This is a genomic window from Enterobacter cloacae complex sp. 385G4, from assembly GCF_057320665.1.
Genome location: NZ_JBXWDD010000009.1, coordinates 56,993 through 80,115, shown reverse-complemented (window position 1 = coordinate 80,115; position 23,123 = coordinate 56,993). Strand labels below are relative to the sequence as shown.

At 56.7% G+C, this 23,123-nt stretch carries 23 protein-coding genes and 1 pseudogene; 19 read left to right on the top strand and 5 right to left on the bottom strand.

Features of this window, described 5'->3' with window-relative positions:
• Together AC2FAJ_RS19495 and ugpQ are read left to right on the top strand one after the other, a co-directional pair.
• Positions 1-1,071, top strand: a complete 1,071-nt coding sequence (locus AC2FAJ_RS19495) for a sn-glycerol-3-phosphate import ATP-binding protein UgpC (RefSeq protein ID WP_047362620.1) — start codon at positions 1-3, stop codon at positions 1,069-1,071.
• On the top strand, positions 1,068-1,808 hold the full coding sequence (gene ugpQ / locus AC2FAJ_RS19490) for a glycerophosphodiester phosphodiesterase (RefSeq protein ID WP_047366853.1): 741 nt from the start codon (positions 1,068-1,070) through the stop codon (positions 1,806-1,808). Before AC2FAJ_RS19495 ends, ugpQ begins: the two co-directional genes overlap by 4 nt.
• On the opposite strand, the gene AC2FAJ_RS19485 is transcribed toward ugpQ, so the two are convergent.
• Complete coding sequence (locus AC2FAJ_RS19485; protein WP_041911550.1) at positions 1,798-2,169, bottom strand: DUF2756 family protein; 372 nt, start codon at positions 2,167-2,169, stop codon at positions 1,798-1,800. The genes ugpQ and AC2FAJ_RS19485 overlap by 11 nt on opposite strands.
• Positions 2,170-2,295: 126 nt before the next feature.
• Between AC2FAJ_RS19485 and ggt the strand changes: the two genes are divergently transcribed.
• Positions 2,296-4,038 carry a gamma-glutamyltransferase gene (gene ggt, locus AC2FAJ_RS19480; protein ID WP_485454428.1) on the top strand — a complete coding sequence of 581 codons (1,743 nt, stop codon included), beginning with the start codon at positions 2,296-2,298 and terminating at the stop codon, positions 4,036-4,038.
• A gap of 48 nt (positions 4,039-4,086) precedes the next feature.
• Here ggt and yhhY read toward each other — a convergent pair whose 3' ends face one another.
• The gene (yhhY, locus tag AC2FAJ_RS19475) at positions 4,087-4,575 is read right to left on the bottom strand and encodes an N-acetyltransferase (RefSeq protein ID WP_028015158.1); all 489 of its coding nucleotides are present in this window, start codon (positions 4,573-4,575) and stop codon (positions 4,087-4,089) included.
• Between the two features lie 256 nt (positions 4,576-4,831).
• Between yhhY and AC2FAJ_RS19470 the strand changes: the two genes are divergently transcribed.
• The 5 genes from AC2FAJ_RS19470 (at position 4,832) to gntU (ending at position 9,773) form a co-directional block, all read left to right on the top strand.
• Positions 4,832-5,869, top strand: a complete 1,038-nt coding sequence (locus tag AC2FAJ_RS19470; protein WP_485454427.1) for an oxidoreductase — start codon at positions 4,832-4,834, stop codon at positions 5,867-5,869.
• 123 nt (positions 5,870-5,992) lie between these two features.
• A complete protein-coding gene (locus AC2FAJ_RS19465) occupies positions 5,993-6,688 on the top strand; it encodes a pirin family protein (protein WP_003861565.1) in 696 nt (231 codons plus the stop codon).
• Positions 6,689-6,779: 91 nt separating this feature from the next.
• A complete protein-coding gene (gene gntR / locus AC2FAJ_RS19460; RefSeq protein WP_014882133.1) occupies positions 6,780-7,775 on the top strand; it encodes a gluconate operon transcriptional repressor GntR in 996 nt (331 codons plus the stop codon).
• Positions 7,776-7,901: 126 nt separating this feature from the next.
• Positions 7,902-8,429 carry a gluconokinase gene (gene gntK / locus AC2FAJ_RS19455; RefSeq protein ID WP_028015160.1) on the top strand — a complete coding sequence of 176 codons (528 nt, stop codon included), beginning with the start codon at positions 7,902-7,904 and terminating at the stop codon, positions 8,427-8,429.
• 3 nt (positions 8,430-8,432) lie between these two features.
• A complete protein-coding gene (gene gntU / locus AC2FAJ_RS19450; protein WP_023295539.1) occupies positions 8,433-9,773 on the top strand; it encodes a gluconate transporter in 1,341 nt (446 codons plus the stop codon).
• Between the two features lie 106 nt (positions 9,774-9,879).
• On the opposite strand, the gene plsB is transcribed toward gntU, so the two are convergent.
• On the bottom strand, positions 9,880-12,300 hold the full coding sequence (gene plsB / locus AC2FAJ_RS19445) for a glycerol-3-phosphate 1-O-acyltransferase PlsB (protein ID WP_028015161.1): 2,421 nt from the start codon (positions 12,298-12,300) through the stop codon (positions 9,880-9,882).
• Between the two features lie 154 nt (positions 12,301-12,454).
• On the opposite strand from plsB, the gene AC2FAJ_RS19440 reads away from it, so the two are divergent.
• The 5 genes and pseudogenes from AC2FAJ_RS19440 (at position 12,455) to AC2FAJ_RS19420 (ending at position 15,271) form a co-directional block, all read left to right on the top strand.
• Positions 12,455-12,823, top strand: a complete 369-nt coding sequence (locus AC2FAJ_RS19440; protein WP_014830281.1) for a diacylglycerol kinase — start codon at positions 12,455-12,457, stop codon at positions 12,821-12,823.
• A gap of 108 nt (positions 12,824-12,931) precedes the next feature.
• Positions 12,932-13,540 carry a transcriptional repressor LexA gene (lexA, locus tag AC2FAJ_RS19435; RefSeq protein ID WP_028015162.1) on the top strand — a complete coding sequence of 203 codons (609 nt, stop codon included), beginning with the start codon at positions 12,932-12,934 and terminating at the stop codon, positions 13,538-13,540.
• Between the two features lie 63 nt (positions 13,541-13,603).
• Positions 13,604-14,941, top strand: a complete 1,338-nt coding sequence (gene dinF / locus AC2FAJ_RS19430; RefSeq protein ID WP_485454426.1) for an MATE family efflux transporter DinF — start codon at positions 13,604-13,606, stop codon at positions 14,939-14,941.
• Positions 14,938-15,012, top strand: a pseudogene (locus tag AC2FAJ_RS19425) (hypothetical protein); the annotation flags it as partial. The gene dinF and the pseudogene AC2FAJ_RS19425, both read left to right, overlap by 4 nt.
• Positions 15,013-15,061: 49 nt before the next feature.
• Positions 15,062-15,271: a CsbD family protein gene (locus AC2FAJ_RS19420; protein ID WP_014882139.1), complete on the top strand. Its 210-nt coding sequence runs from the start codon at positions 15,062-15,064 to the stop codon at positions 15,269-15,271.
• A gap of 47 nt (positions 15,272-15,318) precedes the next feature.
• Here the strand turns inward: AC2FAJ_RS19420 and zur are convergent, their stop codons facing one another.
• A complete protein-coding gene (gene zur, locus AC2FAJ_RS19415) occupies positions 15,319-15,831 on the bottom strand; it encodes a zinc uptake transcriptional repressor Zur (protein ID WP_163333482.1) in 513 nt (170 codons plus the stop codon).
• Between the two features lie 115 nt (positions 15,832-15,946).
• Between zur and AC2FAJ_RS19410 the strand changes: the two genes are divergently transcribed.
• The 4 genes from AC2FAJ_RS19410 (at position 15,947) to pspG (ending at position 19,376) form a co-directional block, all read left to right on the top strand.
• Positions 15,947-16,435 (top strand): cupin domain-containing protein, encoded by a 489-nt coding sequence (locus tag AC2FAJ_RS19410; RefSeq protein WP_045260944.1) that lies wholly within the window; start codon positions 15,947-15,949, stop codon positions 16,433-16,435.
• Positions 16,436-16,660: 225 nt separating this feature from the next.
• Positions 16,661-17,920, top strand: a complete 1,260-nt coding sequence (locus tag AC2FAJ_RS19405) for a conjugal transfer protein TraF (protein ID WP_153657273.1) — start codon at positions 16,661-16,663, stop codon at positions 17,918-17,920.
• 82 nt (positions 17,921-18,002) lie between these two features.
• Entirely contained in the window at positions 18,003-18,998 is a 996-nt protein-coding gene (dusA, locus tag AC2FAJ_RS19400; protein ID WP_041911540.1) for a tRNA dihydrouridine(20/20a) synthase DusA, read from the top strand.
• Positions 18,999-19,133: 135 nt separating this feature from the next.
• The gene (gene pspG / locus AC2FAJ_RS19395; protein ID WP_041912090.1) at positions 19,134-19,376 is read left to right on the top strand and encodes an envelope stress response protein PspG; all 243 of its coding nucleotides are present in this window, start codon (positions 19,134-19,136) and stop codon (positions 19,374-19,376) included.
• Between the two features lie 184 nt (positions 19,377-19,560).
• Here pspG and AC2FAJ_RS19390 read toward each other — a convergent pair whose 3' ends face one another.
• Positions 19,561-20,544: a quinone oxidoreductase gene (locus tag AC2FAJ_RS19390; protein WP_047073096.1), complete on the bottom strand. Its 984-nt coding sequence runs from the start codon at positions 20,542-20,544 to the stop codon at positions 19,561-19,563.
• 60 nt (positions 20,545-20,604) lie between these two features.
• Between AC2FAJ_RS19390 and dnaB the strand changes: the two genes are divergently transcribed.
• A complete protein-coding gene (dnaB, locus tag AC2FAJ_RS19385) occupies positions 20,605-22,017 on the top strand; it encodes a replicative DNA helicase (RefSeq protein ID WP_008503375.1) in 1,413 nt (470 codons plus the stop codon).
• A gap of 16 nt (positions 22,018-22,033) precedes the next feature.
• Positions 22,034-23,113: an alanine racemase gene (gene alr, locus AC2FAJ_RS19380; protein WP_028015170.1), complete on the top strand. Its 1,080-nt coding sequence runs from the start codon at positions 22,034-22,036 to the stop codon at positions 23,111-23,113.
• Positions 23,114-23,123 lie beyond the last annotated feature (10 nt).

The window sequence follows — 23,123 nt, the reverse complement described above, 5'->3', positions numbered from 1 at the left end:
ATGGCAGGTTTAAAACTTCAGGCAGTTACCAAAAGCTGGGACGGTAAAACCCAGGTCATTCAGCCGCTGACGCTTGACGTGGCGGACGGCGAATTTATCGTGATGGTCGGCCCGTCCGGCTGCGGGAAGTCCACGCTGCTGCGCATGGTGGCGGGGCTGGAGCGCGTCACGTCCGGGGATATCTGGATTGACCGCCAGCGCGTCACCGAGATGGAGCCGAAAGACAGGGGCATCGCGATGGTGTTCCAGAACTACGCCCTCTATCCGCACATGAGCGTGGAAGAGAACATGGCCTGGGGGCTGAAAATTCGCGGCATGGGCAAAGGCCATATAGACGAGCGCGTGAAAGAGGCCGCGCGCATTCTGGAACTGGATGGCCTGCTGAAGCGCCGTCCGCGCGAGCTCTCCGGCGGCCAGCGCCAGCGCGTGGCAATGGGGCGCGCTATCGTGCGTGACCCAGCGGTATTCCTGTTCGACGAGCCGCTGTCTAACCTCGACGCCAAGCTGCGCGTACAGATGCGCCTTGAGCTGCAGCAGCTGCACCGTCGTCTGAAAACCACGTCACTGTACGTGACCCACGATCAGGTCGAAGCGATGACCCTCGCCCAGCGCGTGATGGTAATGAACAAAGGCGTTGCCGAGCAGATTGGCACCCCGGTGGAAGTGTACGAAAAACCGGCCACCCGCTTTGTGGCGAGCTTTATCGGCAGCCCGGCGATGAACCTGCTGGAAGGGCGCATCAGCAGCGCGGGCACCCACTTTGAACTGGAAAGCGGGATGGCGCTGCCGATCAACTGGTACTATCGTGGCTACGCCGGGCGTAAGATGACGCTCGGTATCCGCCCCGAGCATATTGGTTTAACCTCTCAGGCGGACGGCGGCGTGCCGCTGGTGATGGACACGCTGGAGATGTTGGGTGCAGATAACCTGGCGCACGGGCGCTGGGGCGAGCAAAAAATGGTGGTGCGCCTGGCGCATCAGGAGCGCCCGAAAGCGGGCAGCACGCTGTGGCTCCACCTGCCGGAAAACCATCTGCACCTTTTTGACGGTGAAACAGGACAACGAGTATGAGCAACTGGCCTTATCCCCACGTCGTCGCCCACCGCGGCGGCGGTAAGCTGGCCCCGGAAAATACGCTGGCGGCGATCGATGTCGGCGCGCGCTACGGCCACACGATGATCGAGTTCGACGCCAAGCTGTCGAAGGACGGCGAAATTTTCCTGTTGCATGACGACAACCTTGAACGCACCAGCAACGGCTGGGGCGTGGCGGGTGAACTGCCGTGGCGCGATCTGCTGAAGGTGGACGCCGGAAGCTGGTATAGCGGCGAGTTCAAAGGCGAACCGCTGCCCCTGCTGGCGGAAGTGGCCGATCGCTGTCGCCAGCACGGCATGATGGCGAACATCGAAATCAAACCGACCACCGGCACCGGGCCGCTGACGGGCAAAGTGATTGCCCTTGCCGCGCGCGAGTTGTGGGAAGGCATGACCGCGCCGCTGCTGTCGTCGTTTGACACCGACGCGCTGGAGGCCGCACAGGCAGCTGTACCTGAGCTGCCGCGCGGGCTGCTGCTGGACGAGTGGCGTGAGGACTGGCGTGAACTGACGGGTCGCTTAGGCTGCGTCTCTATCCATCTGAACCACAAGCTGCTGGATGAGGCGCGGGTGAAAATGCTGAAAGACGCGGGTCTGCATATTCTGGTCTACACCGTTAACAAACCCCAGCGCGCAGCCGAGCTGCTGCGCTGGGGCGTGGACAGTATCTGTACCGATGCGATTGACCAGATCGGCCCGAAATTTATTTATTGAGCATACTGCCGTTCTGCTGGGTCGGCAGCATATGCTGCTGACCGCTGCTTTGCGACATCCCGCCCCCTAACATCCCGCCGTTTTTATTTGGCAGCGGCTGCTCGCGCACCTGTCCCTGCTGCACGCGCTGGGTGTTGGCGTTCATCTGGTTTTGCAGGCTCTGCTGCTGCATCTGGGTCTGCGTTCTCAGCTGCTGATTGAGCATCCCTTTCTGCTGCTGTTGCTGGCTCATCATCTCGGTCTGCATGCGCTGCTGGCTCGGGATAACGTAACCCTGCTGGTTTGGGTTGTTTAGGGTGTTGAGTGGCTGTGCGAGCGCGGCAAACGGGATCAGCGCCGCAATAATCATCAAGCGTTTCATTGTCATTTCCTCCTCTTGAGGCCTCTCTTAAGTTTACCCTGATTTCACCATGACGATGATTTTTTAGGAGTTGTGAACCAGGCTTAAGCGGGGAATATGGATCCCTTCACCTGGAGAACAATAATCATGAAACCAACCTTCTTGCGCTGGGTCGCCATCGCCGCGCTGATGGCAGGCGGCACATTTACCGTGGCGGCCAACCCGCCCGCCGCTCCTCCCGTCTCTTACGGCGTGGAGGAGGATGTTTTTCACCCCGTGCGGGCCACGCACGGCATGGTGGCCTCAGTTGACGCGCTGGCGACCCAAGTGGGCGTCGATATTCTTAAGCAGGGCGGTAACGCGGTGGATGCAGCGGTCGCCGTCGGCTATGCGCTGGCGGTAACGCATCCGCAGGCGGGGAATCTGGGCGGCGGCGGCTTTATGATGCTGCGCACCAAAGACGGCAAAACCACGGCCATCGACTTCCGCGAAATGGCGCCTTCTCAGGCGTCCCGCGATATGTTCCTCGACGACCAGGGCAACCCGGACAGCAAAAAATCCCTGACCTCGCACCTCGCCTCCGGCACGCCGGGCACCGTTGCGGGCTTCTCGCTGGCGCTGGAAAAATACGGCACGATGCCGCTGAACAAGGTGGTGCAGCCTGCCATCAGGCTGGCGCGGGAGGGCTTTGTGGTCAATGACGCCCTGGCGGACGACCTCAAAACCTACGGCAGTGAAGTGATTCCCAATCACGAAAACAGCAAGGCGATCTTCTGGAAAGACGGTGAACCGCTGAAGAAGGGCGATAAGCTGGTGCAGAAGAACCTCGCCAAAAGCCTGGAGCTGATTGCGGAGCACGGCCCGGACGCGTTCTACAAAGGGGCGATTGCCGACCAGATTGCGGAAGAGATGCAGAAGAACGGCGGGCTTATCACCAAAGCTGACCTGGCGGAATACAGGGCGGTCGAGCGCGAGCCGATTAGCGGCACCTACCGCGGCTACGAGGTCTTCTCCATGCCGCCGCCGTCTTCCGGGGGCATTCACATCGTGCAGATCCTCAATATTCTTGAAAACTTTGATATGCACAAGTTCGGCTTCGGCAGCGCGGATGCCATGCAGGTGATGGCGGAGGCGGAAAAACGCGCCTATGCCGACCGCTCGGAATACCTCGGCGATCCGGACTTCGTGAAGGTGCCGTGGCAGGCGCTGACCAACAAGGCCTATGCAAAATCCATTGCCGATCAGATCGACATCAACAAGGCTAAGCCGTCGAGCGAGATCCGCCCCGGCAAGCTGGCGCCGTATGAAAGCAACCAGACCACGCACTTCTCGGTGGTGGATAAAGACGGCAATGCGGTGGCGGTGACCTACACGCTCAACACTACCTTTGGTACCGGGATCGTAGCGGGCAACAGCGGCATTCTGCTGAACAACGAGATGGATGACTTCTCCGCCAAGCCGGGCGTGCCAAACGTCTACGGGCTGGTCGGCGGCGATGCGAATGCGGTGGGGCCGAAGAAGCGTCCGCTGTCGTCCATGTCGCCAACCATCGTGGTGAAAGACGGGAAAACCTGGCTGGTGACCGGCAGCCCTGGCGGGAGCCGCATCATAACTACCGTGCTGCAGATGGTGGTGAACAGCATCGACTTTGGGATGAACGTCGCCGAAGCGACAAGCTCCCCGCGTTTCCATCACCAGTGGCTGCCGGACGAGCTGCGCGTGGAAAAGGGCTTTAGCCCGGACACCATCAAGCTTCTGGAGCTGCGCGGACAGAAGGTTGCGGTGAAAGAGGCGATGGGCAGCACCCAGAGCATTATGGTGGGGCCGGACGGCGCGCTGTTTGGCGCGTCGGATCCGCGTTCGGTGGATGATTTGACGGCGGGGTATTGATTATTCCCCTCACTCTAACCCTCTCCCCATAGGGGAGAGGGGAGTGAGTCACTTCATTCTCGCCATGAAGTACGCGTCCACATATTCGCCGTTGCGCAGGGCGTAGCGCTTGCCGGTGCCTTCAATTTCGAACCCGTGCTTTTTGTACACCGCGATTGCCGGTTCGTTATCAACAAATACCGTTAACTCAATGCGATCGACGCGCAGCCAGTTGTCGCACATATCAATCATGGTTCGCATCAGCGCGCTGGCAACGCCCCGATTTTGCCATTGCGCACCCACACAAATGCCGAAATCGGCAACGTGGCTGCGGCGCGGGCGTTGTGCGACGGCAATGCACAGGTGCCCGGCGACGGTCCCGTCGATACAAGCCACCAGCTGTTTAATGCCGGGCTGATCGGTTAGCCGGTCATGCCACATCTGCTCTGAGGGATGAGGAACCTGTAGCGTGTTGTGGTACACCTCCGGCTGGGCGTGGATCTGACGAATGGCATCGTAATCTCTCGGTTCAGCGTGGCGTATCACTATCTCACTCATTCCTTGTTCCTCAGTCGGTTAAAAGACCCCTCCAACATCAATGACTTTAAAATTTGAGTCAACCGCTATTTTTTGCAAAAAGTATTGGACAAGTGCGAATGAGAATGATTATTATTGCTTTGCATTCAGGAGGACCCCTACGGGAACCTGAAAGCACGACATTGCTCACATTGCTTCCAGTATTACTTTAGCCAGCTTCTCGCTGGCTTTTTTTTTGTTATGGTTAGATTCAGTAACCTTCCAAAAGGACTGAGCCATGACACTACATTGCGCATTTATTGGATTTGGCAAAAGCACCACGCGTTACCACCTTCCGTATGTCCTCCACCGTAAAGACACCTGGCATGTGGCCCATATCTACCGCCGCCGCGCGAAGCCGGAAGAGCAATCCCCGCAGTACTCCCACATTCACTTCTCCAGCGATCTCGATGAAGTATTGAATGACCCGCAGGTAAAGCTGGTGGTTGTCTGCACCCATGCCGACAGCCATTTTGACTATGCGAAACGCGCGCTCGAAGCGGGCAAGAACGTGCTGGTGGAAAAGCCGTTCACCCCGACCATTGCCGAAGCAAAAGCGCTGTTTACGCTGGCGAAGAGCAAAGGGCTGACCGTCACACCGTATCAGAACCGTCGCTTTGACAGCTGTTTTCTGACGGCGAAAAAGGCGATTGAGAGCGGCAAGCTTGGCGACATTGTGGAAATCGAAAGCCACTTCGATTACTACCGCCCGGTGGCGGAAACCCAGCCCGGCCTGCCGCAGGACGGCTCGTTCTATGGTCTGGGCGTACACACCATGGACCAGATCATCTCCCTGTTTGGCCGCCCGGACCACGTGGCTTACGACATTCGCAGCCTGCGCAATAAAGCCAACCCGGACGATACCTTCGAGGCGCAGCTGTTCTACGGCGACCTTAAGGCTATCGTTAAAACCAGTCACCTGGTGAAAATCGACTACCCGAAATTTATCGTTCACGGTACCAAAGGTTCGTTCATTAAGTACGGCATTGACCAGCAGGAGACCAGCCTGAAGGCCAACATCATGCCAGGCGAACCGGGCTTTGCGGCGGACGATTCCGTGGGCGTGCTGGAGTATGTGAACGATGAGGGCGTAACGGTCAAAGAAGAGCTGAAACCGGAAACCGGCGACTATGGCCGCGTCTACGATGCACTGTATGAAACCCTCACCAGCGGCGCGCCGAATTACGTCAAGGAATCTGACGTTCTGACCAACCTTGAAATCCTTGAACGGGCCTTCGAGCAGGCTTCTCCTGCCACGGTAACCCTCGCGAAATAAGCAAAAACGGCTCCTCTGGGCTTGTTCATAATTTTTGAACAGAGGAGTCAATTTTCACCCTCTATGATCCCCGACCGTTTGAGTCCACACTTACTCCATCGAAACGAACTGAGGGTGAAAACAATGATCTACTTACGCAAAGCAAACGAACGCGGTCACGCAAATCATGGCTGGCTGGACTCATGGCATTCATTCTCGTTTGCCGACTACTACGACCCGAACTTCATGGGCTTCTCCGCGCTGCGCGTGATTAACGACGACGTAATTGATGCAGGCCAGGGCTTCGGTACCCACCCGCACAAAGACATGGAAATCCTGACCTACGTGCTGGAAGGGGCGGTTGAGCACCAGGACAGCATGGGCAACAAAGAGCAGGTGCCGGCGGGCGAGTTCCAGATTATGAGCGCGGGTACCGGGGTGCGTCACTCTGAGTACAACCCGAGCAAAACGGAAAAACTGCACCTGTATCAAATCTGGATCATTCCAGAAGAGACCGGCATCACGCCACGCTACGAGCAGCGCCGCTTCGACGCGAAACAGGGCAAACAGCTGGTGCTGTCCCCGGACGCGCGTGAAGGTTCCCTGAAAGTGCATCAGGATATGGAGTTGTACCGCTGGGCGTTGGCGAAAGACGAACAGTCCGTGCACCAGATTGCCGCCAACCGCCGCGTCTGGATCCAGGTGGTGAAAGGGGAAGTGTCTATCAACGGCACCAAAGCCACCACCGCCGATGGTCTGGCCGTCTGGGATGAGCAGGCGCTCTCCGTGCACGCCGACAGCGAAAGCGAAATCCTGCTGTTTGACCTGCCTCCGGTCTAAATAATTTCTCAACCTTCCCTTTAAACGGGGAAGGTTGAGCTTTGTCCGTGATAAACTGAGCAAATCTCTCACTTCAAGATTTCTCAGGACGATGAAAAAGAAACGCCCCGTACTTCAGGATGTCGCCGATCGCGTCGGTGTGACCAAAATGACGGTCAGCCGTTTTTTACGTAACCCGGAACAGGTTTCCGTGGCGTTGCGTGGCAAGATTGCCGCCGCCCTTGATGAACTGGGTTATATTCCCAACCGCGCACCCGATATTCTCTCCAATGCGACCAGCCGTGCGGTGGGCGTTCTGCTTCCTTCCCTGACCAACCAGGTTTTCGCTGAAGTTCTGCGCGGCATTGAAAGCGTTACCGATGCGTTTGGCTATCAGACCATGCTCGCCCACTACGGGTACAAGCCGGAACTGGAAGAGGAACGTCTTGAATCAATGCTTTCCTGGAACATTGACGGCCTGATTTTAACCGAACGTACCCACACTGCCCGCACGCTCAAAATGATTGAAGTCGCCGGTATTCCGGTGGTGGAACTCATGGACAGCCAGTCGCCATGCCTCGACATCGCCGTTGGGTTCGATAACTTTGAAGCGGCTCGTCAGATGACAGCGGCGATCATCGCCCGCGGTCATCGTCATATTGCCTATCTGGGTGCGCGTCTTGATGAACGTACTATCATCAAACAGAAGGGATACGAGCAGGCGATGCTCGACGCAAATTTAACCCCGTACAGCGTGATGGTTGAGCAGTCCTCATCTTACACCTCGGGTATTGAGCTGATGCGTCAGGCACGACGCGAGTATCCGCAACTGGACGGTATTTTCTGTACCAACGATGACCTTGCGGTCGGTGCAGCGTTCGAATGCCAGCGTCTGGGGTTGAAGATCCCTGAGGATATGGCGATTGCCGGCTTCCACGGCCACGATATTGGTCAGGTGATGGAGCCGCGTCTGGCGAGCGTTCTGACACCGCGTGAACGCATGGGCCGCATTGGCGCAGAACGCCTGCTGGCGCGCATTCGTGGAGAGACGGTTACCCCTAAAATGTTAGATTTAGGTTTCACCTTGTCACCGGGTGGATCTATTTGAACTGACAAATTTGAAGTAGCTCACACTTATTCACTTCGCGCACGTTTGGATATTGCTTCTCTTTTGCCCCGGCAGGACAATGTTACCGATAACTGTTACCCGTAACAATTGACTGAGGGACACCCTTTGAGCACGACTAATCACGATCACCACGTTTACGTCCTGATGGGCGTGTCCGGTAGCGGTAAATCTGCCGTGGCGAGCGAAGTGGCGCATCAACTTCAGGCTGCGTTTCTTGATGGTGACTTCCTCCATCCGCGCAGCAACATCATGAAAATGGCCTCCGGCGAACCGCTGAACGATGACGACCGCAAACCGTGGTTGCAGGCGCTGAATGACGCCGCGTTCGCGATGCAGCGCACCAACAAAGTTTCCCTGATCGTCTGCTCCGCGCTGAAAAAAAACTACCGCGACCTGCTGCGCGACGGCAATCCGAACCTCTCGTTCATCTACCTGAAAGGCGATTTCGGGGTGATTGAAAGCCGTCTGAAAGCGCGTAAAGGCCACTTCTTTAAAACCCAGATGCTGGTGACGCAGTTCGAAGCGCTTCAGGAGCCGGGTGAAGATGAAAAAGACGTCTTAGTGGTTGATATCGATCAGCCGCTGGAAGGTGTTGTAGCCAGCACCATCGAGGTCATTAACAAAAGGCAGTAAGTTTTGAGTACATTAACGCTAGTTTTGACAGCAGTGGGTTCGGTATTGCTGCTGCTGTTTTTAGTGATGAAGGCGCGTATGCACGCCTTCGTTGCTTTGATGGTGGTTTCTATTGGTGCAGGTCTCTTTTCCGGTATGCCGCTCGACAAGATCGCCGCGACGATGGAAAAAGGGATGGGAGGCACGCTGGGCTTCCTGGCGATTGTGGTCGCGCTGGGCGCGATGTTTGGCAAGATTCTGCATGAGACGGGCGCGGTCGACCAGATTGCCGTCAAAATGCTCAAATCCTTCGGGCACAGCCGCGCGCACTACGCGATTGGCCTGGCCGGTCTGATTTGCGCACTGCCGCTGTTCTTCGAAGTGGCGGTGGTGCTGCTCATCAGCGTCGCCTTCTCCATGGCGCGCCATACCGGCACTAACCTCGTGAAGCTGGTCATTCCGCTGTTTGCGGGCGTGGCGGCGGCTGCGGCGTTTCTGCTGCCAGGGCCGGCGCCGATGCTGCTGGCCTCCCAGATGCACGCCGATTTTGGCTGGATGATCCTGATTGGCCTGTGTGCGGCCATCCCGGGGATGATTATCGCCGGGCCGCTGTGGGGCAATTTCATCAGCCGCTACGTCGAGTTGCACATCCCGGACGACATCTCCGAGCCGCACCTGGGCGAAGGCAAAATGCCGTCATTCGGCTTTAGCCTTTCTTTGATCCTGCTCCCGCTGGTGCTGGTGGGTCTGAAAACCATTGCCGCGCGCTTTGTGCCGGTCGGTTCTACCGCGTACGAATGGTTTGAGTTCATCGGTCACCCGTTTACGGCGATTCTGGTGGCGTGTCTGGTGGCGATTTACGGCCTGGCGATGCGCCAGGGTATGCCGAAAGACCGCGTGATGGAGATCTGTGGTGCCGCGCTGCAGCCTGCGGGTATTATCCTGCTGGTGATCGGTGCCGGCGGCGTGTTCAAACAGGTGCTGGTGGATTCCGGCGTGGGCCCGGCTCTGGGTGAAGCACTGACCGGAATGGGCCTGCCGATTGCGGTAACCTGCTTCGTGCTGGCTGCGGCGGTGCGTATCATTCAGGGTTCCGCCACCGTGGCGTGCTTAACCGCCGTGGGTCTGGTGATGCCGGTGATTGAACAGCTCAACTACTCCGGTGCCCAGATGGCCGCGCTGTCTATCTGCATCGCGGGCGGGTCAATTGTGGTCTCTCACGTTAACGACGCTGGCTTCTGGCTGTTCGGCAAGTTTACTGGCGCCACCGAAGCGCAAACCCTGAAAACCTGGACGCTGATGGAAACCATCCTCGGCACCACCGGGGCCATTGTCGGGATGATTGCCTTTACGCTGCTGAGCTGAATGCGGTGATTTAACAAGGCTCAAAACTAAGGCCCGGTAGCGTTAGCGCTTACCGGGCCTTTTTTATTATCCAGGGCATCAGGCCGGGCCATAACCCGGCATTGTGTTACTCGCCCTGCGTGGCGCTCTCAATCGTCAAGCGCACATCCGAGGTAATCAGTTCAGCCAGCATCTGGTAAACCTTCAGCGTCTCTTCCGGCTCGGCATCGCCCGTATCGCTGATGAAGCCTTCGTCACGCAGCGTCAGCACCAGCGAGCTGAAGACCGCTTTGTCGAAGAATTCCGGGGCGTTAATGCCGTGCAGAACGGACAGGCGCTGCGCCAGCGTCCGGCTCTCTTTCTCCAGCGTGCCGCGGTTGATGGACGGGTTCGCGCTCAGCAGCCAGAACGTAATGGCGTAGCGCTGCAGCGTTTCGCGCGCACCGGCCGCCAGCAGTTGCAGGGTACGGGAGCGTGACGGATTGATGTGCAGCTCGTCGTTCGCAACGGTGATCAGCCCCTGACGGCGCAGCTCTTCCGTCAGTTTATCCAGCTCAACGGCCAGCTCTTCCTTGCTCCAGCGCAGGAATAGCTCCGCTTTAAGCATCGGGTAGAGCGTCTCAACGTGGCGCAACAGCTCCTGACGTGAAATACGGCGATGCTGGGTGATAATGGCCGCCATGAGCGACGGCAGCATTAGCATATGAGCGATGTTGTTGCGGTAGTACGTCATCAGTACGGCCTGCTCGCGCGGCAGAATGATGATATCGCCGATCGTATCTTTCTCGACTTCGAACTTATTCATCTGCAGCGCGTGATCGATAAGCTCGCTGGCGGTAGCAGAAGGGGCTGTCGAATCAACCGAGTACGGCACGTTGCGCATCATGTCCAGATAGCAGTCCAGCTGCTCCGTGAGCTGTTCACGGGTCAGGGAACGCTGACGTGAAGCAAGCAGCGCCGTACAGCACAGGTTCATCGCATTGGCCGCACCGGCGTTGTTAATGCGCACCATCAGCTCGGACGCGATACCGTTCACCGTTGGCGTCAGCCAGGCCGGACGCACCGCTTCGATAGGATCGATAGACTCGCGCCAATCCGGAACATGATGGTTCAGATACGTCATCAGCGGCATCGGCTCGCCAAAGTTTACGTAGCCCTGACCCAGGTTGCGTAACTTGCTCAGGCCGCGCAGCATCTGCGGCAGGCTCTCTTTCTCTTTGGTCGCGCCGCGCAGTTCTTTGGCGTACGTGCCCACTTCCATCACGTGCTCATAGCCAATGTAAATTGGCACAAGCGTGATTGGACGCGTACCGCCGCGCAGCATCGCCTGAATGGTCATCGACAGCGTGCCGGTCTTCGGATCGAGCAGACGACCGGTACGGGAGCGCCCGCCCTCCACGAAGTACTCTACGGAGTAGCCGCGGCTGAACAGCTCGCCGAGATACTCGCGGAACACGGTGGAGTAGAGCTTGTTGCCCTTGAAGGTACGACGAATAAAGAACGCACCCAGGCGGCGGAAAATCGGGCCTGCTGGCCAGAAGTTCAGGTTAATACCGGCGGCAATGTGCGGCGGTACCAGTCCCTGGTGATAGAGCACGTAGGAGAGAAGCAGGTAGTCCATGTGGCTGCGGTGGCAGGGGACATAGACAATCTCATGACCATCGTGCGCCAGCTGACGTACACGCTCAGCGTTATGCACGTTGATGCCCTGATACAGGCGGTTCCAGGTAAAGCCGAGAATACGATCGGACAGGCGAATCATCTCGTAGGAGAAGTTCGCGGCAATCTCTTCCATCAGCGCAATGGCATTCTGCTGGGCTTTCTCATGGGAAATTTTCTTGCTGCGCGCTTCGTCTTCAACGGCGCGGGCGATCGCTTTGGAGGCCAGCAGCTTGTTGAACAGGTCCTGACGCGCCGGAAGACGTGGCCCTACGGCCGCCAGGCGCTGACGGGCGAAGTGCATACGCGCCACGCGCGCCAGTTTTTGCGCGATGATCTTGTCAGTGCCGTGCTCGTCCGCCATTCGGCGAAGGGAGACGGAAGGGGAGAAGCGCACAAAGCTGTCGCGTCCCAGCCAGGAGACCGCGAAGAACTTCTGAATGCCGTTAAGCATGCGCAGCGGCGGGTTCTCTTCGCCTTTTTCGCGGCCCGGACGGCGACCAAACATCACCGATACCGGCACCATCTGCACATCCAGGTCAGGATTGCTGCGGTGCAGGTCGAGATAGTCGTGGAACAGCTTGATGGACTCTTCTTTCGGTGTGTAATAGGTAAACACGCGCGGCCCGCCGTGAATGAACACGTAGCGCGGCAGCAAAGTGCCGTCAACTTCCAGTGGTTCAAGCGGATCGGGTAAATCATGCGCCAGACACTGGGCACGGAGCGTTAGCAGGTCTGCCTTAGAGTTATAAGGCAAAACGTACATAATAGGGCGCGACGTATCGAGCCCCAGTTCCAGCGCGGGTTCTGCTGGGATAGACTTGCTTTTTACCAGTATGCTTAATGGTAAATTAAGTAATTTGTAGTAAATTCGTGGCCAGCCGGACATAAACGATGTAAAGCCTCTGGTTAATAATGCAATTGCGGCGCAAGGATAACAGAAAGCGCGCAAAATTTCTGTTGTTACCCGTCATACTTCAGGCGGCAGCGAAACGCGCTGCAGCTCCTGTTACTGACGCTCTTTTTTAAAAAAGGTTCTTTTAATGGCCAATAATACCACTGGGTTGACGCGTATCATCAAAGCCGCCGGCTATTCATGGAAAGGTTTCCGTGCCGCGTGGGTCAATGAAGCTGCTTTTCGCCAGGAAGGTGTCGCCGCTATCGTCGCGGTTATCATCGCCTGTTTCCTTGATGTAGATGCCATTACCCGCGTGCTTCTCATCGGTTCCGTACTTCTGGTGATGATAGTGGAAATTCTCAATAGCGCTATTGAGGCCGTGGTCGATCGAATCGGCTCTGATTTTCACGAGCTCTCTGGCCGCGCGAAAGATATGGGCTCCGCCGCTGTCCTGCTGGCGATTATCACCGCAGCCATTACCTGGGTCACGCTGCTTTGGTCACATTTCCGATGATGCTCGAGGAATAATTAAGTCCCTGGTTTTTTGTGCAGTTTTTGGTTCCAAAATCGCCTTTGACTGTATATACTCACAGCATAACTGTATATACACCCAGGGGGCGGAATGAAAGCATTAACGACCAGGCAGCAAGAGGTGTTTGATCTCATTCGGGATCATATCGGCCAGACGGGTATGCCACCCACGCGTGCGGAAATCGCGCAGCGTCTGGGTTTCCGTTCTCCGAATGCTGCCGAGGAACACCTGAAAGCGCTGGCGCGTAAGGGTGTGATTGAGATTGTGTCAGGCGCGTCGCGTGGTATCCGCCTGCTGGTGGAAGAAGAGACGGGCATTCCGCTGATAGGCCGCGTTGCCGCAGGTGAACCGCTGCTGGCACAACAGCATATTGAAGGTCACTACCAGGTCGATCCTGGTATGTTCAAGCCGAGCGCTGATTTTCTGCTGCGCGTTAGCGGGATGTCGATGAAAGACATCGGCATTCTTGATGGCGACCTTCTGGCCGTTCACAAAACGCAGGATGTGCGAAACGGCCAGGTGGTGGTTGCGCGCATTGATGACGAAGTGACCGTTAAGCGCCTGAAAAAACAGGGTAACACCGTTCAGCTGTTGCCCGAAAACAACGAGTTCACCCCGATTGTGGTCGACCTCCGCGAACAGAGCTTCTCTATTGAAGGTCTGGCTGTTGGCGTGATTCGTAACGGCGAATGGCTGTAATCTCTTCCTGACAGGCTACGCTTCCGCTGTAGCCTGCTTCATTTACCCTTCCCGGTATCTCTCATGTCACTGCTGACGGCATCTGATAAGGCATTGTGGCGTCTTGCCCTGCCGATGATTTTCTCCAATATCACCGTGCCCTTGCTGGGTCTGGTCGATACGGCCGTTATTGGTCATCTCGATTCCCCTGTTTATCTTGGCGGCGTGGCGATTGGCGCGACGGCAACCAGCTTCCTGTTTATGCTGCTGCTCTTTTTGCGTATGAGTACTACCGGGCTCACGGCACAGGCGTATGGTGCGAAAGATCCGTTACGTCTGGCGCGTGCGCTGGTGCAGCCGCTGATCCTGGCGCTTGGCGCGGGGGCGCTCATTGTTTTACTGCGCACGCCCCTGATAGACCTTGCGCTCCATGTCGTTGGTGGCAGCGAGGCGGTACTGGAGCAGGCGCGTCGCTTCCTGGAAATCCGCTGGCTCAGCGCGCCCGCTTCGCTGGCAAACCTGGTTCTGCTGGGGTGGTTACTGGGTGTGCAATACGCCCGTGCGCCAGTGATTTTGCTGGTCGTGGGAAACCTTCTCAACATTGTGCTCGATCTCTGGCTGGTGATGGGCCTGCATATGGACGTGCGCGGGGCGGCACTGGCGACGGCGATTGCCGAATACGGAACCTTACTCATTGGGCTGTGGATGGTCTGGCGCGTGCTGGCCCTGCGCGGGATATCCCTCGTAATGCTGAAAACCGCATGGCGCGGCAATATCCGTAAACTGCTGGCGCTCAACCGTGACATCATGCTGCGCTCGCTTCTGCTACAACTCTGTTTTGGCGCATTGACGGTTTTTGGTGCCCGTCTTGGGCCTGAGATCGTCGCGGTGAATGCGGTCCTGATGACATTGCTGACGTTTACCGCCTACGCGCTGGACGGCTTCGCCTACGCCGTTGAGGCGCATTCCGGGCAGGCGTACGGCGCGCGGGAAAGTGGCCAGCTTAGGGATGTCTGGCGGGCAGCCTGTCGACAAGCGGGACTGGTCGCGCTGACGTTTGCACTGATTTATGCCTGTTTTGGCCGTCACATTATTGCATTACTCACTTCGATCCCGGCTTTACGCGAACTGGCGGACCACTACATCGTCTGGCAGGTGATCTTGCCGGTGGGGGGAGTGTGGTGTTATCTGCTGGACGGCATGTTTATCGGTGCGACGCGCGGAGCGGAAATGCGCAACAGTATGGCGGTTGCGGCGGCGGGGTTTGGTTTGACGCTGCTGACGCTTCCGTGGCTGGGTAATCACGGTTTGTGGCTGGCGCTTGCGGTCTTTCTCTCCCTGCGCGGCCTCTCGCTTGCCTTTATCTGGCATCGCCACTGGCAAAATAATACCTGGCTTCCTTCCCGTCACGATATATCGTGACGGTTAAAGATTCCGAATATGAAATCAACTGCCGAATCCTCAACTACAATTATTATCACGTCCAGCAGAAAAGAACGTAACGGACGTTACGACCCGACGCTTAACTAAGAGGACACGATGATGAATAAAGACGAAATCGGCGGCAACTGGAAGCAGTTCAAAGGTAAAGCGAAAGAACAGTGGGGTAAGCTGACTGATGACGATATGACCGTCATTGAAGGCAAGCGCGATCAGCTTGTCGGTAAAATTCAGGAACGTTACGGCTACGCGAAAGATCAGGCGGAAAACGAAGTCAAAGACTGGGAAACCCGTAACGACTACCGCTGGTAGCGCTGAATGACCCACACAGGCGGCTCTAAGCCGCCTTTTTTTTGTCCTTAACGCGGCTTTTTCTTCACCAGAATAGTGTGGTCGTGCTGACACGCATCCTGATGCCGACAGGCTTCCACCTCAACGCATGCAGAACACAGCCCGTGCGCTTCAATCACGTTATGACGCAGGGCAAAACCCATTTTTGCCGCCAGCGTGTGCATAATGTCCTCTACGCCTTCCGCTCCCTCTTCTTTCACTACGCCGCAACGATCGCAGATAAACATGGCCGATGTATGCGTTGGCTGATCGAAAAGATGGCACAGGACATAGCTGTTTGTGGATTCGACTTTATGCACAAACCCTTGTTCCAGCAGGAAATCCAGCGCGCGATACACCGTGGGCGGTTTAGCCTGCGGCTCGCTTTCGCGAAGCAGGTCGAGCAGATCGTAGGCGCTGATCGCCCCCTGTTGCAGGCTCATCAGGCGCAAGACTTCAAGGCGCTGCGGGGTCAGGCGCACATTGCGTTGCGCGCACAGCTTTTCGGCCTGCGCTAACAGCTCTTTTGTGGACTTATCCATTTAGCACCTCGGATGTTCTGGGAAATAAAACCCTCACTTTATCATGTTCTGGCAAAAACACCGATATCCGCCAGGCTGTGCTATACCTGACGCATCGCAAACCGGGAATGTAACCATGAAAAAACCAGACTGTATCAAGCACTGGCGCGACGTAGAAGGGCCAGATGACGCCACCTACCCCGACAGTAACGAGCTTTTTTCCATTGGATCGCCGCTGGCGCGCAGCCTGGGCCTCAGGCGTATAGGCATTCATCATGAACGTTTACCGCCGGGGCGTCGGACGTCCTATCCCCATGCGGAAAGTGACGAAGAAGAGTTTATCTACGTGCTTGAGGGCTATCCTGAAGCCTGGATTAATGGTTATTTGTGGAAACTCGAACCCGGAGACAGCGTGGGCTTTCCCGCCGGAACGGGGGTGTGCCACACCTTTATCAACAACACAGAGGAAGAGGTTCGGCTACTGGTGGTGGGGGAGGCCAACAAGAAGCACAACCGCATCTACTATCCGCTCAATCCAGTTTATGCCGCCACGCGGGAAGATCGCTGGGTAGACCATCCGCCACAGTTTTTTGGGCCGCACGATGGAAAACCTGGGAAAAAATAATTTCCTCTTCTATAAATATTGAGGGCCGTCACAAATTACAACAGGCCGTAAGGAAGTTTTACTTAGGGAATGAATTAGCGGGTCTTTTTATCTTTATTCACAGCAATAGTTCGCGCCTGTTTGGGGGATAACAGACAGGGGTTATTTCATAACAGACTATAAGACGGGCATACTGTGAAAAAACATTTTAAATTTTCGGTGGTTAGCATCGCTGTCTCCTTGTTTATGGCAAATCAGGCGGGAGCAGCCAATACCTGGACAGAATCACGTAGCGACGCGATGGGGGGCACCGGCGTTGCTTCGGGCAATTATGGTAGCGGGGCGTTAATTAACCCCGCGCTGCTGGCAAAGGCAAAACCGGACGATGACGTGACGGTTATTTTGCCGTCCGTTGGGGTGCAGGTAACGGATGAGGACAATCTTCAGGATGAGATTGATACCATCAACGACAAAATCAATCACTATAAGGATGTGGTTGATAACCTTACGCCAATCGAGGTTATTACTAATCCTTTAGGCTCCATCAACCAGTTCCAGGGCGCGGCCAAAGATCTGGCCGATGAGCTGGACTATCTCAAGGGCAAAACCGCTCGCGCGACGGCAGGAGCAGGCCTTGCCGTGAGTATCCCTAACGATGTGCTTTCCGTGGCCTTTATGGCGAAAGGGTACGCCCATGGCCGGGTAAGTTCGTCTATCGACCAGCAGGATATTGATTATCTGCGCGGTATTCAAAGAAGCAATCTGGTGGCTGCCGGCGTTGCCCTGGACGCTGCGCTGAACGGCACGGACCAGATCACTAAAAACCTCAACTCAACGGCGTCCGGTCGGGCGGCGATTATCTCCGACTACGGTATTGCCGTTGCCCGCCAGTTTGACCTTGGCGGCGTTCCGGTTTCCGTGGGCGTGACGCCAAAACTGCAAAAAAGCTGGATCTATAACTACACCACCTCGATCTACGATTACGACAGTAATAAGTGGAACGATAGCCGCTACCGTACAGACGATACCGGCTTTAACGTCGATGCCGGTATTGCCGCTGATTTTGGCGAAAACTGGACGGTCGGCGTGAGCGGGCAAAACCTGATGTCGCGCGATATCGACACCAAAGATATCCGCATCCGCAACGGGCGTACGGGGGAAGTGGTGAGCTATAAAGACACCTACCAGATCCGTCCTCTGGTGACCGCGGGCGCTGCCTGGCACAACGATCTAGTGACCCTGACCGCCGATGGCGATCTGACCGAAACCAAAGGCTTTAAGAGCGAAGATACGTCGCAGTATGTTGGGGTCGGTGCTGAAGTGACTCCGCTGAGCTGGCTGGCGGTGCGTGCCGGTTATCGTGCGGATATGAAAGGGAACGACAGCAACGTCTTTACCGGCGGTGTCGGTTTCGCGCCGTTCAATACCGTTCATGTTGACCTGATGGGCCTGTATGGCGAGGACGAAACCTGGGGCGCAGGGGCTCAGCTGAGCATGACGTTCTAAAGTACACCGGAGGCGCTGCGCCTCCGGCTTTTCTTTGTGCTATAGTAGCGCCCCTTTTCCACCAGATGCTTAAAACTTCGCCATGTCGTCAGAACACCAGACCGCTTTTCCTGCACACCGTTTCTCTATTGCGCCGATGCTCGACTGGACGGACAGACACTGCCGCTATTTCCTGCGCCAGCTCTCCCGCCATACGCTGCTGTACACCGAAATGGTGACCACGGGCGCAATTATTCACGGTAAGGGCGACTACATGGCATACAGTGAAGAAGAGCATCCGGTTGCGCTGCAGTTGGGGGGCAGCGATCCGGTCGCGCTGGCCCAGTGTGCAAAGCTGGCGGAAGAACGCGGCTACGACGAGATCAACCTGAACGTTGGCTGCCCTTCCGACCGCGTGCAAAACGGCATGTTCGGCGCCTGTCTGATGGGCAACGCACAGCTGGTGGCGGACTGCATCAAAGCGATGCGCGATGTGGTCTCCATTCCGGTGACGGTCAAAACCCGTATCGGCATCGACGACCAGGACAGCTACGAATTCCTGTGTGATTTCATCAATACGGTGTCAGGGAAAGGCGAGTGTGAGATGTTTATCATCCACGCCCGCAAAGCCTGGCTTTCAGGCCTTAGCCCGAAAGAGAACCGTGAGATCCCGCCGCTGGACTACCCGCGCGTGTACCAGCTGAAACGTGATTTCCCGCACCTGACGATGTCAATCAACGGCGGTATTACGTCGCTGGAAGAGGCGAAAGCGCACCTTGAGCATATGGATGGCGTGATGGTCGGGCGCGAGGCGTATCAAAATCCGGGCATTCTGGCGACCGTCGACCGCGAAATCTTTGGCGTTGCAGGCGCAGACACCGATCCTGTTGCCGTCGTGCGTGCCATGTACCCTTACATTGAGCGCGAGTTGAGCAATGGCACCTATCTTGGCCACATCACCCGCCATATGCTTGGCCTGTTCCAGGGTATTCCGGGCGCGCGCCAGTGGCGTCGCTACCTCAGTGAGAACGCGCATAAAGCTGGTGCCGATATTGAGGTGCTGGAACATGCGCTGCGGCTGGTGGCGGATAAGCGATAATTTCGCTAAAAGATCGTCAAATTCACCACGCCCTGCGGATCCTCGCGGGGCGTTTTGCTTTAAGAACAATAGGTTAGCTTTGGCATGATTCTTGTAATGATTGCAGCATCATTCGGGAACTCGTGGGAGAGCACCATGCTTGAACTACTTTTTGTGATTGGCTTTTTTGTCATGCTGATGGTCACGGGCGTGTCGCTGCTCGGCATTCTGGCCGCGCTCGTTGTGGCCACGGTAATTATGTTTATCGGCGGATTATTTGCCCTGACGATCAAACTGCTGCCGTGGCTGCTGCTGGCTATCGCCGTGGTGTGGGTAATACGGGCGATTAAAGCGCCAAAACTGCCGACTTATCAGCGCAATAACCGCTTCCGTTACTAAGGTATTGAGGGGTTCGTCACATACTTGTAACTTTTCCGGCAGCATGGCTTAGAACAGAATAGGATTTACTTATCGAATCTGTCACTATGACTGCCGTTAAAGAATTCATCGCGCTGTACCCTACATACAGCCGAACTAAAAAAAGAAAGGGCTTCCCACGGGAAGCCCAATTTCTTTTTGGGGCTCATGGAATCAACAAACTCGACCCCTGCGTTGCCCGGCTCTCCAGCACCTCATGCGCACGCTGCGCATCGGCTAGCGGGTATTTCTGCGCTTCTGCCACATCCACCTTAATGACGCCGCTGGCGATCAGCGAGAACAGCTCGTTGCTGGCTTCCTCAAGTTCTTCCCGGTTGGTGATGTAGCCCTGCAGGGAAGGGCGCGTGACGTACAGCGAGCCTTTCTGGTTAAGGATGCCGAGATTCACGCCGGTGACAGCACCTGACGCATTCCCGAAGCTCACCATCAGCCCACGACGCTGCAGGCAGTCCAGCGACGCTTCCCAGGTATCTTTCCCTACCGAGTCATACACGACGCGCACCTTTTTGCCGCTGGTGATCTCCTTCAGCCGTTCGACAATGCTCTCTTCCCGGTAGTTAATCACCTGCCAGGCACCCGCCTGCAGCGCGCGCTGGGCTTTTTGGGCATTGCCCACGGTGCCGATCAGTTTTGCGCCCAGCGCTTTTGCCCACTGACAGGCAATGAGCCCGACGCCACCCGCCGCGGCATGAAACAGGAACTGCTCATCGGGTTTAATTTCATAGGTTTTACGCAGCAGGTAGTAAACGGTTAACCCTTTCAGAAAGGAGGCCGCCGCCTGCTCAAAGGAGATGGCGTTGGGCAGCAGGGCGGCTTTATCCGCCGGAACGTTGTGGACGGAGCTGTAAGCGCCCAGCGCGGATTGCGCGTACACCACGCGGTCGCCTTCTTTAATATGCTTAACCGCGCTGCCCACTTTGACGACGACACCGGCCGCCTCGGTGCCCAGTCCGCTCGGCATCGACGGAGGCGGGTAGAGCCCGCCGCGAATATAGGTGTCGATGTAGTTTATGCCGATGGCTTTGTTTTCAACCTGCACTTCGTTTTCACCAGGCGCGGTGGGGGTGAACTCCACCGCCTTGAGTACGTCAGGGCCACCATGCTTGTGAAATTCAATACGTGTTGCCATGCTTCCTCCAGAATGTGGTAATCTTTCGACCCACTCTTTATCTCGGTAACTCCATTCACTATGGCAGGAAACAAACCCTTCAACAAACAGACTGAACCTCGCGAGCGTGATTTCCAGGTCGCAGGGTTAAAAGTCCCGCCGCACTCGATTGAAGCGGAACAGTCGGTGTTGGGCGGTTTAATGCTGGATAACGAACGCTGGGACGACGTCGCCGAGCGCGTGGTGTCTGAGGATTTCTACACCCGTCCGCACCGTCATATCTTTACCGAAATGGCGCGCCTGCAGGAGTCGGGTAGCCCGATTGACCTGATCACACTCGCGGAATCGCTGGAGCGTCAGGGACAGCTGGACAGCGTCGGCGGGTTTGCCTATCTGGCAGAACTGTCAAAAAACACGCCAAGTGCGGCGAACATCAGCGCTTATGCTGACATCGTGCGTGAACGCGCCGTTGTCCGAGAGATGATCTCGGTGGCGAATGAGATCGCCGAAGCCGGTTTTGATCCGCAGGGTCGAACCAGTGAAGACCTACTCGATCTTGCCGAGTCCCGCGTCTTCAAAATCGCCGAAAGCCGCGCCAACAAAGACGAAGGCCCCAAAAACATCGCCGACGTGCTCGACGCCACCGTTGCGCGTATAGAGCAGCTTTTCCAGCAGCCGCACGACGGTGTGACCGGGGTGAACACAGGCTATGACGATCTGAACAAAAAAACTGCCGGTTTACAGCCGTCGGATTTAATTATCGTCGCGGCGCGTCCGTCGATGGGTAAAACGACATTTGCGATGAACCTCGTCGAAAACGCGGCGATGTTGCAGGATAAGCCGGTGCTTATTTTCAGTCTCGAGATGCCCTCGGAGCAGATTATGATGCGTTCTCTGGCATCCCTGTCGCGCGTGGATCAGACCCGCATCCGTACCGGCCAGCTCGACGACGAGGACTGGGCACGCATCTCCGGCACCATGGGTATTCTGCTGGAAAAACGGAACATCTACATCGATGACTCCTCCGGCCTGACGCCGACGGAAGTGCGCTCCCGCGCGCGCCGCATCGCCCGTGAACACGGCGGCATCGGCCTTATCATGATCGACTACCTTCAGCTGATGCGCGTCCCGTCGCTCTCAGACAACCGTACGCTGGAAATTGCAGAGATTTCCCGCTCGCTCAAGGCGTTAGCTAAAGAGCTGCACGTGCCGGTAGTGGCGCTGTCGCAGCTTAACCGCTCCCTGGAACAGCGTGCAGACAAACGCCCGGTCAACTCCGACCTGCGTGAATCCGGCTCCATTGAGCAGGATGCCGACTTAATCATGTTCATCTACCGTGATGAGGTCTATCACGAGAACAGCGACCTGAAAGGGATCGCCGAAATTATTATTGGTAAGCAACGTAACGGCCCCATCGGTACGGTACGTCTGACCTTTAACGGCCAGTGGTCGCGTTTCGACAACTATGCCGGTCCTCAATATGATGATGAGTAATTTCTAAGGAATTCAAATGCAAGCGGCAACTGTTGTGATTAACCGCCGCGCTCTGCGACACAACCTGCAACGTCTGCGTGAACTGGCACCCGCCAGCAGGCTCGTTGCAGTCGTGAAAGCGAACGCTTACGGACACGGTCTTCTTGAGACCGCGCGAACGCTCCCCGATGCCGACGCCTTTGGCGTCGCCCGTCTCGAAGAAGCTCTCCGCCTGCGCGCAGGCGGCATTACGCAACCGATTCTGCTCCTTGAAGGCTTTTTTGAAGCCTCGGATCTGCCGACCATTGCAGACCAGCAGCTGCACACGGCGGTACACAACGAAGAACAACTGGCCGCGCTGGAAACGGCTGAACTGAGCGAGCCGGTCACCGTCTGGATGAAGCTCGATACGGGCATGCACAGGCTGGGCGTGCGTCCGGAAAACGCGGAGGCGTTTTATCAGCGTTTGTGCCAGTGCAAAAATGTGCGTCAGCCGGTCAATATCGTCAGCCACTTTGCCCGTGCCGATGAGCCCGAATGTGGCGCAACCGAGCAGCAGCTTGATATCTTCAACACCTTCTGCGAAGGCAAGCCGGGAATGCGCTCCATTGCGGCATCCGGCGGCATTCTGCTGTGGCCGCAGTCCCACTTCGACTGGGCGCGTCCGGGGATTATCCTGTATGGCGTTTCCCCGCTTGAGAATAAGCCCTGGGGGCCGGACTTAGGCTTTAAGCCGGTGATGTCGCTGGTATCAAAGCTGATTGCCGTGCGGGAGCACAAAGCGGGCGAGCCGGTGGGTTACGGCGGTACCTGGACCAGCGAGCGCGACACGCGGCTTGGCGTGGTGGCGATGGGCTACGGCGACGGCTATCCGCGCGCGGCACCAACGGGCACGCCGGTGCTGGTCAATGGTCGTGAAGTGAAAATTGTCGGCCGCGTGGCGATGGACATGATTTGCGTGGATCTTGGGCCCGGCGCGCAGGATAAAGCGGGCGACGATGCGGTGATGTGGGGTGAAGGTCTGCCCGTTGAACGCATTGCTGAGATTACAAAAGTAAGTGCTTACGAACTTATTACGCGTCTGACGTCGCGGGTGGCGATGAAATACATCGACTGAGCTTTAACGG

Coding starts and splice junctions, on each gene's coding strand:
- AC2FAJ_RS19495 (WP_047362620.1), top strand. CDS start 1: ATGGCAGGTTTAAAACTTCAGGCAGTTACCAAAAGCTGGGACGGTAAA.
- ugpQ (WP_047366853.1), top strand. CDS start 1,068: ATGAGCAACTGGCCTTATCCCCACGTCGTCGCCCACCGCGGCGGCGGT.
- AC2FAJ_RS19485 (WP_041911550.1), bottom strand. CDS start 2,169: ATGAAACGCTTGATGATTATTGCGGCGCTGATCCCGTTTGCCGCGCTC.
- ggt (WP_485454428.1), top strand. CDS start 2,296: ATGAAACCAACCTTCTTGCGCTGGGTCGCCATCGCCGCGCTGATGGCA.
- yhhY (WP_028015158.1), bottom strand. CDS start 4,575: ATGAGTGAGATAGTGATACGCCACGCTGAACCGAGAGATTACGATGCC.
- AC2FAJ_RS19470 (WP_485454427.1), top strand. CDS start 4,832: ATGACACTACATTGCGCATTTATTGGATTTGGCAAAAGCACCACGCGT.
- AC2FAJ_RS19465 (WP_003861565.1), top strand. CDS start 5,993: ATGATCTACTTACGCAAAGCAAACGAACGCGGTCACGCAAATCATGGC.
- gntR (WP_014882133.1), top strand. CDS start 6,780: ATGAAAAAGAAACGCCCCGTACTTCAGGATGTCGCCGATCGCGTCGGT.
- plsB (WP_028015161.1), bottom strand. CDS start 12,300: ATGTCCGGCTGGCCACGAATTTACTACAAATTACTTAATTTACCATTA.
- AC2FAJ_RS19440 (WP_014830281.1), top strand. CDS start 12,455: ATGGCCAATAATACCACTGGGTTGACGCGTATCATCAAAGCCGCCGGC.
- lexA (WP_028015162.1), top strand. CDS start 12,932: ATGAAAGCATTAACGACCAGGCAGCAAGAGGTGTTTGATCTCATTCGG.
- dinF (WP_485454426.1), top strand. CDS start 13,604: ATGTCACTGCTGACGGCATCTGATAAGGCATTGTGGCGTCTTGCCCTG.
- AC2FAJ_RS19420 (WP_014882139.1), top strand. CDS start 15,062: ATGAATAAAGACGAAATCGGCGGCAACTGGAAGCAGTTCAAAGGTAAA.
- zur (WP_163333482.1), bottom strand. CDS start 15,831: ATGGATAAGTCCACAAAAGAGCTGTTAGCGCAGGCCGAAAAGCTGTGC.
- AC2FAJ_RS19410 (WP_045260944.1), top strand. CDS start 15,947: ATGAAAAAACCAGACTGTATCAAGCACTGGCGCGACGTAGAAGGGCCA.
- AC2FAJ_RS19405 (WP_153657273.1), top strand. CDS start 16,661: ATGGCAAATCAGGCGGGAGCAGCCAATACCTGGACAGAATCACGTAGC.
- dusA (WP_041911540.1), top strand. CDS start 18,003: ATGTCGTCAGAACACCAGACCGCTTTTCCTGCACACCGTTTCTCTATT.
- pspG (WP_041912090.1), top strand. CDS start 19,134: ATGCTTGAACTACTTTTTGTGATTGGCTTTTTTGTCATGCTGATGGTC.
- AC2FAJ_RS19390 (WP_047073096.1), bottom strand. CDS start 20,544: ATGGCAACACGTATTGAATTTCACAAGCATGGTGGCCCTGACGTACTC.
- dnaB (WP_008503375.1), top strand. CDS start 20,605: ATGGCAGGAAACAAACCCTTCAACAAACAGACTGAACCTCGCGAGCGT.
- alr (WP_028015170.1), top strand. CDS start 22,034: ATGCAAGCGGCAACTGTTGTGATTAACCGCCGCGCTCTGCGACACAAC.